14 protein-coding genes are annotated in these 15,595 nt (G+C 65.5%); 4 read left to right on the top strand and 10 right to left on the bottom strand.

Annotation, left to right across the window (positions count from 1 at the left end; all coding sequences use genetic code 11):
- Window positions 1–489: 489 nt before the first annotated feature.
- The 4 genes from AC1D13_RS09640 to AC1D13_RS09625 all read left to right on the top strand — a co-directional run bounded on the left by AC1D13_RS09640 (window position 490) and on the right by AC1D13_RS09625 (window position 4,097).
- Window positions 490–624, top strand: coding sequence for a hypothetical protein (locus tag AC1D13_RS09640; protein WP_477665820.1), 135 nt, complete (start codon window positions 490–492; stop codon window positions 622–624).
- Window positions 625–856: 232 nt separating this feature from the next.
- Complete coding sequence (locus tag AC1D13_RS09635; RefSeq protein WP_477665819.1) at window positions 857–1,552, top strand: response regulator; 696 nt, start codon at window positions 857–859, stop codon at window positions 1,550–1,552.
- Window positions 1,518–3,446, top strand: a complete 1,929-nt coding sequence (locus AC1D13_RS09630; RefSeq protein ID WP_477689422.1) for a sensor histidine kinase — start codon at window positions 1,518–1,520, stop codon at window positions 3,444–3,446. Before AC1D13_RS09635 ends, AC1D13_RS09630 begins: the two co-directional genes overlap by 35 nt.
- A gap of 156 nt (window positions 3,447–3,602) precedes the next feature.
- Window positions 3,603–4,097: a hypothetical protein gene (locus AC1D13_RS09625; RefSeq protein ID WP_477689421.1), complete on the top strand. Its 495-nt coding sequence runs from the start codon at window positions 3,603–3,605 to the stop codon at window positions 4,095–4,097.
- Between the two features lie 15 nt (window positions 4,098–4,112).
- Here AC1D13_RS09625 and AC1D13_RS09620 read toward each other — a convergent pair whose 3' ends face one another.
- The 10 genes from AC1D13_RS09620 to cobN all read right to left on the bottom strand — a co-directional run bounded on the left by AC1D13_RS09620 (window position 4,113) and on the right by cobN (window position 15,466).
- Window positions 4,113–5,567, bottom strand: coding sequence for a cobyric acid synthase (locus tag AC1D13_RS09620; protein WP_477689420.1), 1,455 nt, complete (start codon window positions 5,565–5,567; stop codon window positions 4,113–4,115).
- Complete coding sequence (locus AC1D13_RS09615) at window positions 5,564–6,595, bottom strand: aminotransferase class I/II-fold pyridoxal phosphate-dependent enzyme (protein WP_477689419.1); 1,032 nt, start codon at window positions 6,593–6,595, stop codon at window positions 5,564–5,566. Before AC1D13_RS09615 ends, AC1D13_RS09620 begins: the two co-directional genes overlap by 4 nt.
- Window positions 6,592–7,581 (bottom strand): adenosylcobinamide-phosphate synthase CbiB, encoded by a 990-nt coding sequence (cbiB, locus tag AC1D13_RS09610; protein ID WP_477689444.1) that lies wholly within the window; start codon window positions 7,579–7,581, stop codon window positions 6,592–6,594. The genes AC1D13_RS09615 and cbiB overlap by 4 nt, the downstream gene beginning before the upstream one ends.
- Window positions 7,582–7,630: 49 nt before the next feature.
- Window positions 7,631–8,335, bottom strand: coding sequence for a 5,6-dimethylbenzimidazole synthase (gene bluB / locus AC1D13_RS09605; RefSeq protein ID WP_457280509.1), 705 nt, complete (start codon window positions 8,333–8,335; stop codon window positions 7,631–7,633).
- A 5-nt stretch (window positions 8,336–8,340) separates the two neighbouring features.
- A complete protein-coding gene (locus tag AC1D13_RS09600) occupies window positions 8,341–9,180 on the bottom strand; it encodes a CbtA family protein (RefSeq protein WP_477689418.1) in 840 nt (279 codons plus the stop codon).
- 25 nt (window positions 9,181–9,205) lie between these two features.
- Window positions 9,206–9,397, bottom strand: a complete 192-nt coding sequence (locus AC1D13_RS09595) for a CbtB domain-containing protein (RefSeq protein ID WP_457280507.1) — start codon at window positions 9,395–9,397, stop codon at window positions 9,206–9,208.
- Window positions 9,398–9,465: 68 nt separating this feature from the next.
- Window positions 9,466–9,870 (bottom strand): DUF1636 family protein, encoded by a 405-nt coding sequence (locus AC1D13_RS09590; RefSeq protein ID WP_477689417.1) that lies wholly within the window; start codon window positions 9,868–9,870, stop codon window positions 9,466–9,468.
- A 9-nt stretch (window positions 9,871–9,879) separates the two neighbouring features.
- Window positions 9,880–10,431 (bottom strand): vWA domain-containing protein, encoded by a 552-nt coding sequence (locus AC1D13_RS09585; RefSeq protein WP_477689416.1) that lies wholly within the window; start codon window positions 10,429–10,431, stop codon window positions 9,880–9,882.
- Window positions 10,432–10,562: 131 nt separating this feature from the next.
- Window positions 10,563–11,651: a magnesium chelatase ATPase subunit I gene (locus AC1D13_RS09580; protein WP_477689415.1), complete on the bottom strand. Its 1,089-nt coding sequence runs from the start codon at window positions 11,649–11,651 to the stop codon at window positions 10,563–10,565.
- Window positions 11,648–15,466 carry a cobaltochelatase subunit CobN gene (cobN, locus tag AC1D13_RS09575; RefSeq protein ID WP_477689414.1) on the bottom strand — a complete coding sequence of 1,273 codons (3,819 nt, stop codon included), beginning with the start codon at window positions 15,464–15,466 and terminating at the stop codon, window positions 11,648–11,650. The genes AC1D13_RS09580 and cobN overlap by 4 nt, the downstream gene beginning before the upstream one ends.
- Between the last annotated feature and the right edge of the window lie 129 nt (window positions 15,467–15,595).

Here is a 15,595-nt window from a genome sequence, read left to right as displayed (position 1 = left end):
CAAAGGTGGCGCGCGCAATGGTTACAAAACGTGCAAATCGTAGGGTCGGTGCGGGCACCTGTATGTCCCCAGTTCTAGGGACAGGGCTGCAACGCCGGGGGGAATAATCCCCTCTGAAGCGCACTTTCGGTCACCGCACAAGCGCTGCCATACAACGTCCCAGGACGTGAAGAGATGCATGTACGAGGAAGCAAGGCCGCGTCGCGGCTCGTTGCATGGCAACACGCCCAATGCAGAGCGGCGAAACAGGCGGCTGTCTGTCCCCAGTTTTGGGGACACGCCTGCAAGACCACTCACCGCAAAATCGGCAATAGACGTCAGCAGGTTGACGTGGCCCAACCTTTCGCTACGTTTTTGATAGCTGCTTGCGCCCGTTGATACCGGGCTGGAGACCGATTTGCCCATTATTTCATTCCGCGGAAGGGTTCGTTACCGATGGCGGGTGGGATTGTTGACGGGGTGTCTGGCGGCTGAAGCACTGGCTGCGCTGTGACCGCAGCAGCACAGGCCAGCGAGATGCGCGTGACTACCGGTGCGACTGGCGGCTGGGTCAGTGTCAGCACTGCCGACAACGGCAGGGGCTTTGCGGTGAAACGGGCGCTGGACAGCAGCGGCAAGGGCTGATCGAACCAGCAGCGCTGCGCACAGGCGGTAGGCGGCGACGTGGAGTTTGAATCTTCGCTGGCAGGCACGCGGCTGACCTTGCACCTGCCGCAACGCCGCCCATTGCGGCCCCGATCGCCTGAGCCAGGGCGGCCGCAACAGCAACGTGTCGCTAAATATGGGGACACGCGCAGGCCGTGCATTGACGCACAATGCATGTTTGCGGATGCGGCACCCCGCAGGAAGCGACGACATGCAATCCAGTTCGACCCCATCCCTGATCCACGTGGCGCTCGTCGAGGACGACGTTCACTTCCAGAACGCCATCGTGACTGCTATCGCGGCCTCGCCCGACATACGCCTGATGAGCCTGGCCAGCACGCGCGCGCAAGGCCTGCAGTCGCTGCAAAGCGCACCGGCCGACGTGCTGCTGGTCGACTTGGGCCTGCCCGACGGCTCGGGCATTGACGTGATCCGCGCGGCACATACGCTGTGGCCGACCTGCGCCGTGATGGTGTGCACGGCTTTCGGCGACGAGGCGCATGTGCTGCAGTCCATAGAGGCCGGCGCCTCGGGCTACCTGCTGAAAGACAGCGAGCCGGACAACATGCTGCACGAGATCCGCAGCCTGCACGGCGGCGGCAGCCCCATTAGCCCGCTGATCGCGCGGCAGATCCTGATGCGCTTTCGTGCCGCACCGGCGCCGGCTGCCGCGCCCGCAGTGGCACCGGTTGCGTCTGCCAATGAGCAAGCCGCGCTGTCCAGCCGCGAAAAAGAAGTGCTGGAGCTCATCACCAAAGGCTTTACCGCCGAGGAGATTGCCCGGCTGATGCAGGTGTCGCAGCACACGGTGCAGACTTACGTGCGGCGCATTTACAGCAAGCTCAATGTGAATTCGCGGGCCGAAGCGATTTATGAAGCCAGGCACCAGGGCATTCTGGCGGCCTGAGGTGCACAAGGGCCTGGCGCGCCGGCTGCTGCTGGGCGCCTGGCTACTGGCCTGCGGTGCCCCCATTTGGGCCGCGGGACCGGTGGTGCATTACACCGAAGCCGAGATGATCCGTGAAGAGGCGGCCAGCTTCAAGCCGCTGGCCGCTGCGGTGGACGAAGCCGCCTTGCCGGGGCCCTGGACGAAGGTGAAGTTGCCTTCTGTCATTCAAAAACCGGTGGTATCAAGCGGCGGCAAGCTCCCCGTCGTCACGACCTGGCTGCGCATACGGCTCGATGAACTGCAGGGCATGAAAACCCCCACGCACTTCTACCTGACCCGCTGGCTGGCAGCCGGCCAGATCGCGGTGTATGCCGACGGCCAGCTACGCTTTCGCTCCACGGGCAGCCCGGTCTGGAACCTCTTCAGCCACCCCGCGCTATTGCTGCCGCTGAACCTGGCCGCAGACAGCCCGCCGCCGCAAACCCTGTTGATACGCCTGGACAGCCTGCCCTCGCCCGAGGCCGGGATTTCCTCGTTCTATGCCGGCGACTCCGACAGCCTGGTCGAGATGGCCGCCAAACGCGACTGGCTGGCCAACCAGTTGCCCTTTATGTGCAGTGCGGCTTTCCTGGCGGTCGGGCTGTTCTCGCTGGCCGTGTGGGTGGTGCGACGTCACCCCGCCAGCCTCTACCTGTTTGCGATTGCCGTGCTGAGCGCGACACGGCGCTGGCATTTCCAGCTGGGGCCGGAAAAGCTGATCGTCAGCGACGCCTGGTTTATCTGGCTTACCCTCAACGCGCTGATGTGGCAATCATTGATTACGCATTATTTCCTGCAGTTTCTGCACGGCCGGCTCATGCGCTGGCTCAGCCGCGTGATGCTGGGAATGGCTGTGGTGTTTTCCGTCGTCACGCTGCCCTTTGCCTCCGTCTTTCCCAGCCTGCTGACACTGCGGCCCCACGCTTACCTGCTGCTGATCGGCATGGCCACGGTGATCCTGGTGGTCGGGCTGTGGCATTCATGGCGCAGCCGGTCGCTGGACGCCAAAATGCTGTCGATCGCCTTTTTGCTCAACTATGTGTTCGGCGTCTACGACTGGGCCCGGCTCAAGTACGTGCTGGACCTGGAAAGCTACTACCTCACACCCTACGCGGCCATGGCGCTGTTCGGCGTGTTCGTCGTGATCATGTTCCGGCAGTATGTGGGCGCGCTGGGTGGGGTGGAGCAGCTGAACGCCAGCCTGGAAGAGCGGCTGCAAAGCCGTGAAGCAGAATTGGCGGTGAGCTACGACAAGCTGCGTGAAATCGAGCAACGCGAAACGCTGAGCCAGGAACGCCAGCGCCTGACACAGGACATGCACGACGGGCTGGGCTCCTCGCTGGTCAGCGCACTGCGCGTGGTGGAAGGAGGCCAGCTCAGCGAGGCCGATGTGGCGGAAGTTCTCAAGGGCTGCATCGACGACCTCAAGCTGACCATCGATTCGATGGAACCGGTGGAGGCTGACCTGCTGTTGCTGCTGGCTACCCTGCGCTTTCGCCTGGGCCCGCGGCTGGCGGGCGCTGGTATCTCGCTGCGCTGGGAGGTTTCCGATGTACCACCGCTGGATTGGCTGAACCCGCGCAACGCGCTGCACATACTGCGCATCCTGCAAGAAGCCTTCACCAACACCCTCAAGCACACCCAGGCCAGCGAAATCCGCGTCGGCACCGGGGTTGAAAACGGTGGGGTCAGTGTCGTCATCAGCGACAACGGGCAGGGATTTTCGCTGGAAAACGCCTTGCAAAAAGGCGGCAAGGGCCTGCAAAACCAGCAGCGCCGGGCACAGTCAATCGGCGGCGAGATCCACTGGCACTCTGATGACCGCGGCACCCGTGTCACCTTGTGGCTGCCGGAGAAACGCCCGCCGGGTTGACGGCAGAGAGCAAGCCCTTATTAGCTATTATTTTTATAGCAGTCCGCGCTTATCCCTATTGGTCTATGGGCTTGTTTTCCTAAAGAATAACACTTGGCGACAAAGGGATGGCTCTGCACGCAGAAAGCTGCGCTGCGGCCTCTTCATAATCACCCCATGAAGTTTTCACACCGCTATCCCCATTCCATGGCCAGGAGCCACCCCTTGCGCAAGCTGACGGGTTTGGCCCTTGCCACCTTGTTCTGTGGCCTTGCCGCTGCGCAGACGGCCAAGCCCACACCACCCGCCCCAGCGTCAGTACCCTCGCCCCACCCTCTCGTGGGCACCTGGAGCTGGACGCTGGCAGGAAAAGCCTGCACCGAAACCTGGCAATACAGCGTCAAGGGCACCCGGCTTAACACCAGCGGCGAAGAAGTCACGCGAGGCGACTACGAAATATCCGCAGCGCCGAGCGCGCAAGGGTTTTACCGGCTCACCGACACCGTGACCGACAGCAATGGCAAGCGGGACTGCTCAGGCGACCTGCATGAAGCGTCGGACCCGCCGGTCGTGCGGTTCATCCAGTTCAGCCCCAAACAGGACCAGCTCATTGTGTGCAAGGCCGAGTCGTTGCAGGCCTGCTTCGGGCCTTTGAAGCGGATGCCGGGCTAGCGCCCTTGCGAGCGCTCAGCGGCCGCTGATCAGCGACTGCAAAACACCGGGCGTGAAATGCTCGCCGATGTAGTCGGCCAGGCCGTCGAACACAGAGTCGAGCGTAGGCACCGTGGCGCCGAACAGCGCCTGCAATACCGCCGGGTCTTCAAACATGCCGTGCAGGTACAGGCCCAACACGTTGCCGCGAATGTTCTGCCAGGCCAGGCCTTCTGCCATCACCGCGCTGGCCTTGTCGCCCGCTGCGGCCAGCGCCGGGTGCTGCGCGGTCTGGCCGTGGTGAATTTCATAGCCCTGCAGGGCCACGCCTGACAGTGCCGCCCAGGCGCCGTCCACCGAACCAAAGCGGGCCTGCCGCTGCCGCACCGTTTTGCCCTCTTCGAACACGGTGACCACCGGCAGCAGTCCCAGTCCCGGCGCATTGCCGTCTATGCCATGCGGGTCAATCAGCGCTTCGCCCAGCATTTGCAGGCCGCCGCAAATGCCCAGCACCGCGCCGCCCTGCCCTGCGTGGGCGGCAATGGCCTGGTCCAGCCCCTGCGCGCGCAGCCAGGCCAGGTCACCGCTGGTGTGTTTGGAGCCGGGCAGGATGATCCAGTCGGCGCCGGCCAGATCGACCGGGCTGCGCACCCATTTCAAACGCACCCCAGGCACGTTTTTCAGGGGCTGGAATTCATCGAGGTTGCTGATGCGCGGGTAGGCAATCACGGCAACGGTGGTGGAGACTTCCCCTGCTGCGGTACTGCGGTCGTCAAAGACACCATCTTCTTCGGGCAGGCCGTGTTGCCACCACATGGGCAGCGTCGCCACCGTGGGGATGCCGGTCATGTCCTGCAGCATTTGCGGGCCGGGCGCCAGCAGTTTGGCATCGCCCCTGAATTTGTTGAGCACAAAGCCCTTGATGAGTTTGCGCTCGGCTTCGTCCAGCATGGCCCAGGTGCCATACAGGTGGGCAAAGGCGCCGCCGCGGTCGATGTCAGTCACCAGCAGGCAGGCCGCATTGGCGTGCTGCGCAGCGCGCATATTGACGATGTCGCTGGACTTGAGGTTGATCTCGGCCGGCGAGCCTGCACCCTCCATCACGACCACGTCGTTGTCCGCAATCAACTCATCGAGCGCCCGCGACACCACCGGCCAGACCGAGGCGCTGCGGCCGCGCCATTCCATGCGCGCGAGTTCGGCGTTGACCTGGCCCATCAACACGACCTGGCTTTGTGTGTCTTTTTCGGGCTTGAGCAGCAGCGGGTTCATGCGCACGTCGGGTACAGCTCTCGCCGCCAAGGCCTGGAAGTATTGCGCGCTACCGATCTCACCTTGCGCGACCACCCTTGCGTTGTTGCTCATGTTCTGCGCCTTGAAGGGCGCAACCTTGAGCCCCTGCCGCGCGTAGTAGCGGCACAGCGCTGTCGTCAGCCAGCTTTTACCAGCGCCGCTGGTGGTGCCCAGCACCATGACACTTTTTGCACTCATGAACTTGTCCTGGAGAGTTGTTGCCATGCGTTGTGCAGGGCATCCTGCGCGGCTGGCGGCTGCACGCCCAGGCGCACATGGCCGGGTAAGCCGAATGATGTCGTGTCGCGCAGCTTGGTGCCTTGGGCGCGCAGTGTGGACAGCGCCTGCTGCAAGCTCAGGCCTTCGGGCAAGGCCGGCTGGGCGCAGAAAAAATTGGCATCGCTGGGCAGGCAGCGCCAGCCCAATGATTCGCACAAGCTGATCTGCCGGGCTTTCCATTCGCGCAAAGTATGAAGGCTGCCGGCGAGCCAGGCTTGTGCCTCGTCGCTCACCCAGGCTTGCAGCATGGCCTCACCATGCGCGCCCACCGGCCATGAGGGGCAGAGCTGCTCCAGCGCTGCAGCGTTGTCCGTTTGTTCCATCGGTGCAATCACATAGGCTGCACGCACGCCGGTCAGGCCCAGCGCCTTGTTGGGCGTCCAGAGCTGCCAGGTGGTTTGCAGCTGCTGCGGCGTGAGCGTGGGCACAGCGCTGAGCCGCAAGGGCTCGTAAGCGCGGTCCAGCACGACAAGGGCTGACACTTCCACCACTTTCCGGCCGTCAACCAGCTCACCCAGGCCGCGATGCGCAGCACCCAATGGGCTGGAAGGCTCACAGGCCCAGAGCAGCTGCACATCCTCGGGTTTGCCGGCCACCTCCAGGCCATGCGCCCCCGCTGCCTGTGCGTAATCGCCGTAGCTGTGCGGCGGCAGCCACACCGCGCGTGCGCCCTGCCGCGCAGCCAGCGTGGTGATGCGAAAGATGAATTCGCTGGCGCTGGCGGCCAGCAGTACACGCGCCTCATCGACACGGTGAAAGACCGCCAGTTGCCTGCGCAACTGCGTGTAGCCGGCGTCGGGGTAACGGGTGGCGTCGGCCTGGCCGACGGCAGCCAGCGCTGCAGGGCAAGGCCCGCAGGCATTGCTGTTGGTTGAAAAGTCGTGCAGCGGCACACCGAGCGCGTCGGGTCCGCCGTGAATGCGCGTGGTGACGAGGCTGGTGCTCATGCCGATACCGCCAGCGCCATCAACAGCATCGCCAGGCCGGCAACCAGGGTCTGGGAGAACACCGCCTTCGAGGCCAAGGTTTGGGCCAGGGCCGTGTCCGATGCTTCAGGTGGCCGCCCTTGGGGGTTCAAGATATATACGCCCGGCTTGCCGAGCGAGATACCCAGCGCCAACGCCATGGCCGCCATGGGCCAGCCGCTGTTGGGCGACGGGGTCTTGCGGGCTTCTTCGTGCAATGCCTTGAGCTTCAGCCCTCTTGCCGCCAACGCCAACAACAGTGCCGTCAGGCGCGCCGGCAGCCAGGAGAGCACGTCGTCCGCGCGTGCCGCCCACTTGCCGGCCCATTCCCAATTTTTGCCGCGATAGATGCCGCGGTAACCCCACATGGCGTCCGCCGTATTGGCGAAGCGGTAAATGGCCGCCCCCGGCAAACCCAGCAACGCAAACCAGAAAACCGGGGCCACCACAGAGTCATTGAGGTTTTCGGCCAGCGATTCAATCGCGCTTTCCCGCACCTGGCTTTCAGTGAGCTGGGCGGTGTCGCGGCTGACCAGCCAGGAGAGGCGCTCCCGCCCTGCTTCCAGCGACTGGCCCAACGCCAGTTCGACCGCACCGACTTCTTCGCGCAGCATGCGCCATGACAGCATGCATTTGAGTAACCAGGCCATCGGCGCGGCCAGCAGCGCAGTGTCGATGGCGGCGCCCCAGGCCGGCGCCTTGATGTAGCCGGCGAGCTGCCAGAACACCAGTGCCTGCACTCCCCAGGCTGCTGCGCCCACCAATGCCACACCCACCCACCAGGCCAGCGTGCCGAGGAAAAAAGCCGGCCCGGGCGGGCAGCGCACGGTAATGCTTCCGCAGGCCCGAAGGTAGTTGCCCATCCAGACCACCGGATGCACACCTGTGGGTGGTTCACCGAAAGATTTGTCTACCCATAAAGCCAGCAACAGCACTACACCGAGCACGCACGCCGTGTGCCCTGCCATGGAAGCAGGAACGGACAAGGCATGAAGGCTGGCCCAGTGCGTGAACATCTCAGCCGGCTTCCGGCTCACGCGGGGTGGTCTGGCCCCAGCTGTCTTCAAACACCATGTCGGCCAGCGGGGCACGGCGCGCCCACTTTTCAGCCTGCAGCATGGGCTGGTCGTAAAAAGCGTGGACAGGGCCCAGGCACAACACCGCAATCGGCTTGCTGCCTTCGGGCATCTGCAACAACCCGCCCAGCTGCTGCGGATCAAAAATCGAAACCCAGCCCATGCCAAGGCCCTCGGCACGGGCCGCCAGCCAGAGGTTCTGGATGGCGCAGGCCGCCGAGGCCAGGTCCATTTCGGGCAAGGTACGGCGGCCAAACACATGCTGTTCGCGCCCCGGTGGCAAGGCCACGACCAGCACCTCGGCCGCATCGAGCACGCCTTGCACCTTGAGTTTCATGAACTCGTCTTCGCGCTCGCCCAAGGCCCGGGCCGTGAGCACACGTTCCTGCTCAATCAGCGCGTGAATACCTTCGCGCAAAGGCCGGCTGCGCACGCGAATAAAACGCCAGGGCTGCATGAAGCCGACGCTGGGTGCGTGGTGCGCGGCCGACAGCAAGCGCTGCAGTATGTCGTCAGTGACCGTGCCGCCGCTGAAGTGACGCATGTCGCGCCGCTCGAAGATGGCCCGGTACACCGCCTGCTGCTCAGCGGTGCTGAAGGCGTGGCCGGGTCGGGCCGCATCGGCGGCGGAGACAAAGCCCGTCACACCATTCACTGAGGAGCTTGCACCGCGCCAACAGCAGGCACGTCAGCGCGCTGCAGTACCGCCAGCAAAGCCGGGCGCACCCAGCGCTGGAAGGCCAAACCACTGACCAGGCCCAGGCTCACCCAGAACGACAGAGACACCCAGGTCGTGGCCCAGATGAACTGCGTGCCGAGCTGTTCCAGCGCGGCATGGGCTTCGGGACCAAAACCGGCCAGGGCATCACCTTGAAGCTTGGGTGCACCCACCACAAATGGCAGCGCCAGCAAGGCTGCGGACACCAGCCAGCGCCAGGATGCGCGCGCAAAACCGGCTACGGCGCAGGCACCCGCCGCACTGCTCACTGCCAGCACCCACCAGACCTGGCGGGCCTGCAGCGGCGCGGCTTCCATGCCGGGTACTTCCGCATGCAAACCCAGCGAAGGCCAGAGGTGAAAGCTCAACCAGCCAGCTGCAGCCACCACACCGGCCAGGCGCAGTGAAGCCACCGCGCCACCGCGTTGTGCGTCACGTTTGTAAAGCCACACGCCCATCACCGCAAACACCAGCAGCGCCATGCTGAAGGCGTGCAGCATGTTGGCCACCCAGGTCCAGCCAATGCGCTCGGCGCCGTTCGCGGGTTCCCATTCCTTGGCAGCACCGTGCTCGTGCGCATGAGGGGCTGTGCCTTCAGCATGCACGTGGGCAGCGGGAGCGGCGGCGGGCGCCGGAGCCTCCACCTTTTGCTCCTCGTACACCTCGGCCGCCAGAATCAGCGGGGCGGCTTGCCAGCGCTGCACGCCGGTTTGCACGCTACCCACCACCACGGCAGTGGCCAGCGCCGCCCAGATCAATCGTTGAAAAATCATAGCTGTCTCCCGGTGAAAGTGCTGCTCAATGGCAGGGTTTGACGGTGATATGGCGCACATCGTGCGCGGCGTTGTGGGCCAATGGGCTCTCGGCAAAGGCCACGCCGTACAGCACCACCAGGCCCAATGCGGCGGCGCCCAGCAGGGGACGCAGCACGGCCAGGCCGGGATTCAGGGTGTGAGAAGGGTTGTGGGTCAGCGTCGTCGGTTCAGTCATGGCGTTCTCCTTGAGGTAAGTGGGAGGGTGGGTGGGGTGAAAAAAACAAACTTAGTGCATTTGGCCGCTCATGTCGAGCCCAGGCCGTTCAAACCAACAGGAGGCAATCGGGCAAGGATACCGCTGCGCAGGCGATCGGGCCGTGCATTGCGGGCCAGGTTGCCGTCGGCACTCTGCGCGTGCAGTTGCGCGCAGGCAATCACCTGGGCCGCGGTCTCGGCATCGGGGGCCAGGTCGCCAAAGTAGTAGCTGAATTTGCCCTGGGCTTGCAGTGTCACGGTGCAGGCGCGGGTGCAGCCGCTCATGCACGCCTGGCCGCGCACCTGAAGGCCCTTGTGCAGCCCGGTGTCCAGTTCGCACACCAGCAGCGCTTCCTGAACCGCTTCGAACAAGGCCAGGCCATGGGCGGGCAGCTCACGCGAGGCGCCCGACGAGCGGCAGGTGGTGCAGACAATGATTTCGGTGTCGGACATGACGATCTTTTACGGTTGGTAACTCGGGGCCATGGCCAGGCGGTGCTCCGCGCCCCATCGCATGGCCCAGGCGGCACAGCGGCCCAGGTTCTTTTTCGGATCGTCAAAATCGACAATCACCAGGTGCTGCGGGGTCAACGGCGCCTGCGGTTGCTCCAGCGTGCGGCCGTCGGTCAGCAGCCACAGCCAGCACTCCGTGGGGCCACTTTTGCGCAGCGTGCGTTGCAGCAAGCGGTCAGCCTGAAACAGCGCCTCGGCCAGCGGCGTGCCACCGCCACCGCCCAGCGGGCGCAGGCGCTGGCTGCCGGCGGCACGCGCGCGGCCAGGGGACAGCAGCAGTTCCACACCCTGCCCGCCAAAGCGCAACAGCGCCACATCGTCGCCCTGCCGCGCGGCCTGCTCGATCATGAAGGCCGCATGGCCCTTGGCCAGCGCCAGACGGCCGCGCTGACGCATGGAGCCCGAGGTGTCGAGCACGATGCAATGCAAGCGCCCGGCGCGCAGCGCGACCGGCTGGTGGCGCAGGTGCGCGCGCTGCAACGGCGCAGGGCCTTTGGCCACGACGGTGGGCAGCCAGGCAATCGCACTGCTGCGCTGCCGTGCGTTGGGCGCGGCTGAACTTCCAGAGGGAGATTGGGGCGGAGGCCACCGCCAGCTGCCAGTCCCGTTGCGCGGGCGGCGGCTGGGGTGGCCTAGGCTTTTTTTGGCGGCCACCCGGCAATTTTTTGAACCTTGGTCGTTCCCTCGGGCTGGGCAGGCAAGGCGCCCCAATCGCCCTGGGGCGCGGACGCAGCAGCTTGCGGGTCTTGCAGGCGCTGCGGGTTGTGTTGCGGTTGCTGCTGCGGTGCGCTGTGGGTGCCGGGCGCTGGTGTCGCACTGCCTTCGGGTCGGCGGTGGGCCAGTGCCAGTTCAGCCACAGCGTCTACATCGGCCACAGACACTTCGCTGCGCCCTTCCAGCGCGGCAAGCGCGCGTGCGGCGCGCAGCATCACCAGATCGGCGCGCATGCCATCCACACCGGCGGCAATCGCGCAGGCAGCGGCATGGTGCAGCACCGCGTCCGACCAGATCAGGCGTGGCAAGGCAGCGCGGGCGGCCACCAATGCGGCGCTCAGCGCACCTTGTTCTTCGGCATGCTGCGCGCCCAAGGCCCCGGGGTTTTCATCAAAACCCAGGCGCGCGCGCAGGATGGCGGTGCGCTCTGCGGCATCCACCGGATTGGCCAGCACCAGCGAGAGGCCAAAGCGGTCCAGCAGCTGCGGGCGCAGCTCGCCCTCCTCCGGGTTCATGGTGCCCACCAGCACAAAGCGCGCGGCGTGCTGTTTTGAGATGCCATCGCGCTCCACCGTGTTCACGCCGCTGGCTGCCACGTCCAACAGCGCATCCACCAGCGCATCGGGCAACAGGTTGACCTCGTCCACATAGAGCACACCGTTGTGGGCCCGCGCCACCAGCCCAGGCGCCAGGCGCACCTGGCCGTCGCGCAGCACGTCTTCCACATTCAGCGTACCCACCAGTTGCTCCAGGCTGGCGGCCAGCGGCAAGGTGACAAAGGGTGCACCGGGCAGCAGCGCGGCCAGCGCACGGGCCGCAGTGGACTTGGCCGTGCCGCGTGGGCCGCTGATCAGCACACCGCCAATGCCGGGGTCAATGGCGGCGAGCTGCAACGCACGCTGCAACTGCGGCTGGCCGACCAGCGCGGTGAATGGAAAGGCCGCGCGGGTGGCGGGCTCAACAGCAATGTTCAGTTCAGGAATGTTCATGGTCGTGGTCGTGCTCATGGCAAGGGTCCTTCTCCGTGTTCTTCAAGCCGGCGCTCCAGCACCAGCAAATGGTCTTCGATGCGTTCGCGCTGGTCGCCCGGCGCCTCCCACAGGCCGCGCTGCATGGCCTCCAGCAGGCGCTCGCCAATGCTGCGCAGTGCCCCGGGGTTGTGCTGCTGCAAAAACGCGCGGTTGATGTCGTCGTGCAAATAGGCCTCGGCCACCAAGGCGTACTGATGGTCGCCCACCACACCGGTGGTGGCGTCAAACGCAAACAGGTAGTCCACCGTGGCTGCCATTTCAAACGCGCCCTTGTAGCCATGGCGGCGCACGCCCTCCAGCCACTTGGGATTGACGGCGCGCGCGCGCACCACGCGGGCCACTTCTTCACCCAGCGTGCGGATGCGCGGCGCACCGGGCACGCTGAAGTCGCCGTGATACAGCGATGCGGGCGCACCCGCCAGATGTTCGACTGCCACCGCCATGCCACCCTGGAACTGGTAGTAGTCATCCGAATCGAGCACATCGTGCTCGCGGTTGTCCTGGTTGTGCAGCACGGCGTCCAGGCCGGCCAGGCGCTGCTCAAAACTGCCACGCGCTGGTGCGCCGTGCTCGCCCTGCCCGTAGGCAAAGGCGCCGGCGCGCAGATAGGCCTGAGCCAGATCGGCGCCGTCGTTCCAGCGGCCGCTGGCCATGACCTCTTGCAGACCAGCGCCATAACCGCCGGGGCGCGGGCCAAACACGCGCCAGGTGGCTTCGCGCTGGGCGTCCTCTGCACTCAAGCCCTTGGCCTGTGCCTCGGCCGCTTCGCGCTGCACACGGGCGCGGATGGGATTCACGTCGTCGGGCTCGTCCTCTTCACTGATCGCGGCCACGGCGCGCACGGCGGTATCAAACAGGTCAATCACATTGGGGAAGGCATCGCGGAAGAAACCCGAAACGCGCAAGGTCACGTCCACCCTGGGCCGATTTCTGATGGCCATGGGCAGCACTTCAATGTCCACCACCCGGCTGCTGCCGTCGGCCCACTTGGGCCGCACACCCAGCAATGCAAAGGCCTGGGCAATGTCCTCGCCGCCGGTGCGCATGGTGCTGGTGCCCCAGACCGACAGGCCCAGGCAGCGCAACATCTCGCCATGGTCTTGCAGGTGGCGCTCAATCACGCGCTCAGCCGCCGCGGCGCCCATGGCGTAGGCGGTCTGTGTGGGCACGGCACGCGTGTCCACCGAATAGAAGTTGCGGCCTGTGGGCAGCACGTCAGGCCGGCCACGCGAGGGTGCACCGCTGGGACCGGCGGGCACAAACTTGCCAGACAGGCCGCGCAGGCACTGCGCAATCTCCTGCGGACCACAAGCGTCTAGGCGGGGGCGCAACACAATGCGCATGCGCTGCAGCACCGGGGCGGTGTGCGGCCAGGCAGTGGCGTCCCATGGCGCATCGGCCACCACATGGCTAGCTACCAATTGCCGGGCCAGCAGTTCCAGCCGCTCGCGTGTATGGCCGGCGTGACGCCAGGCTTCGGTACTCATGTCTTGCAACACCGGAGGGAATGGGCCGCCCCAAGGTGCGGCCCATTCGGGGCTCAACACGCTGAAGCCGTCCACACCATCCAGCTCCAAATCCTGAGTCAATGCCACCAGCAGGCTGCGCTGGCCGGCGGCCGTACCACCTGGAAAACGCGCCAGCGCCACCAGCGTGTCGATTTGCTGGCGGCCCTGTGGTGATGTGCCCAGGATGTGCAGCCCATCGCGGATCTGTGACTCCTTGATCTCGCACAGGTAGGCGTCCAGCCGCAGCAGCAGCGCTTCACGGCCCGCGTCATCGGCGGGTTTGGCAAAGCCCAGGTCAGTGTGCAGGTTCTCAGTCAGCACACGCTCCAGAATGTCGCCGCGCAGGCGTTGGGCGCGGCGTGGGTCCAGTGACAGGGCCTCGTAGTACTCGTCCATCTGGCGCTCGAGTTTTTGCAACGGGCCGTAGGTTTCGGCGCGGGTCAGGGCCGGCATCAGGTGGTCGATGATGACGGCCTGCGTGCGGCGCTTGGCCTGGCTGCCCTCGCCGGGGTCGTTGACGATGAAGGGATACAGGTGCGGCAAGGGGCCCAGGATGGCGTCGGGCCAGCAGGCTGCGCCCAGCGCCACGCTTTTGCCAGGCAGCCATTCGAGGTTGCCATGCTTGCCCACGTGCACCACCGCGTCCACCGCAAAACTGCGGCGCAGCCAGAAGTAAAACGCCAGGTAGTTGTGCGTGGGCACCAGGTCGGCATCGTGATACGTGGCCACCAGGTCCAGGTCGCGCCCTCGCGCGGGCTGGATGCCGACAAACACGTTGCCCAGGCGCAGGCCGGAGACCATGAAGCGGCCGCTGCGCACCATGGGGTCCTGTTCGGGGGAGCCCCACAGCGCGTTCACTGCGTCGCGGCTGGCAAGGTCCAGTTGGTTGAAGTCCTGCAGGTAATCGGCCATGGCAAGACTCTGGCCTGCCGGCCGGATGCCGTTCGCGTCCAGGTTGTTGGTCACGCCTGCCACCAGCGCGGCGATCAGTGCGTCACCGCCTTCGGGCAAGGCACCTGTGACATAACCTGCGTCCTGCATGGCGCGCAGCAGGCCCACCGTGGAGGCCGGGGTGTCCAGGCCCACACCATTCGCCAGACGGGCATCGTCGTTGGGGTAGTTGGCCAGGATCAGTGCGATGCGTTTATCGGCATTCGGCCTGTCACGCAGCACACACCAGCGGCGCGCCAGCTCGGCCACAAAGGCCATGCGTTCGGGTTCGGGCTGGTAACGCACCACGTCCACCTGGGTGCGCTCGTGACGCCACGCCAGGCCCTTGAAGCTGATGGCGCGGGTGCCAATGCGGCCGTCCACCTCGGGCAGCACCACCTGCATCGCCAAGTCGCGCGGGGCCAGGCCATGCGGGTCTTCTTGCCACTGCTCTTGGGAACAGCCCGCGGTGATGAGCTGTAGTACCGGTGCATCACCAGCCAATGGGGCCATCTGCGCGCCGTCCACACTGTCCACATCGTCGCCATCGAGTGCGGTGATGGCAAAGCTGGTCGCGTTGAGCACCACGCCCACGCCGTGTTGCGCGGCCAGCGACTGCAACAGCTCCAGGCTAGCGGGGTTCTTGAGCGAATCCACGGCCACGGCCACAGTGTTCAGCCCTTGATCATGCAATGCGGCCAGCATCGCGTCAAACACCGCAGTGTTGCCGGCCTGCACATGGGCACGGTAGAACACCAGCAATGCCACCGGCGCGCCGTCTTGCCACGCTTGGGCACCCAGCGATTCGTAAATTATGGCCGGTGGCAACACCGTAGGCGGTGTGGGCCGAGTCCCCAGGCCAAACGCGGAATAGCCTATCAATTCAAAAAAGTTATGGGCGTTGTCGCGGCCGCCTTCGCGCAGGCAGCGCCAGAGCTGGCGGCAGTCCTCATGCGGGGCGGTACTGCGCAGCAGCAGTTGCAAGTCTTCACTCGCGTCACCCGAGAAGAGCGCCAGCCACTGGCCGCGTTCGCGTGCGAGTTCGCGCACGCGCTCCACCACATAGGCCCAGTCGCTGGCAGCGCCCAGGTGGTCAATCACCACCACGCGCGCATGTTGCAGCACCTCGTCCACATACATGTCGGCCGAAGCGGGCTGGCGCAGCCACATCAGATTCGCCAGGCGGACCGTGGGAAAGCCTTCAGGCAATGCACCCGCCGCATCGGCCAGCAGCGACAGCGTGGTATCCGCCGCGCTGAGCACCACGATGTCGCCCGGCGTTTGCTCCACACGCACCACGCCCTGACCACCGTCTTCAACGTGGCCGCCAGGGCGGGTGGAGAGCAAATGCATGTTTTATTTCACAAGGTAAGGTTGAACAGCCCATCCTGGCGCAGGTCGATGGGGCGCTCTGCGCAGCGGCATAAAGGAGGAGCCCGCAGGGCGGAGGACAGCCGCGGAGCGGAGTGCCCCGTCGGCCTG

The sequence above is a fragment of the Polaromonas sp. P1_E12 genome (assembly GCF_056405975.1).
The sequence above is the reverse complement of the archived record's forward strand: the minus strand, read 5'-3'. Positions and strand labels throughout refer to the sequence as shown.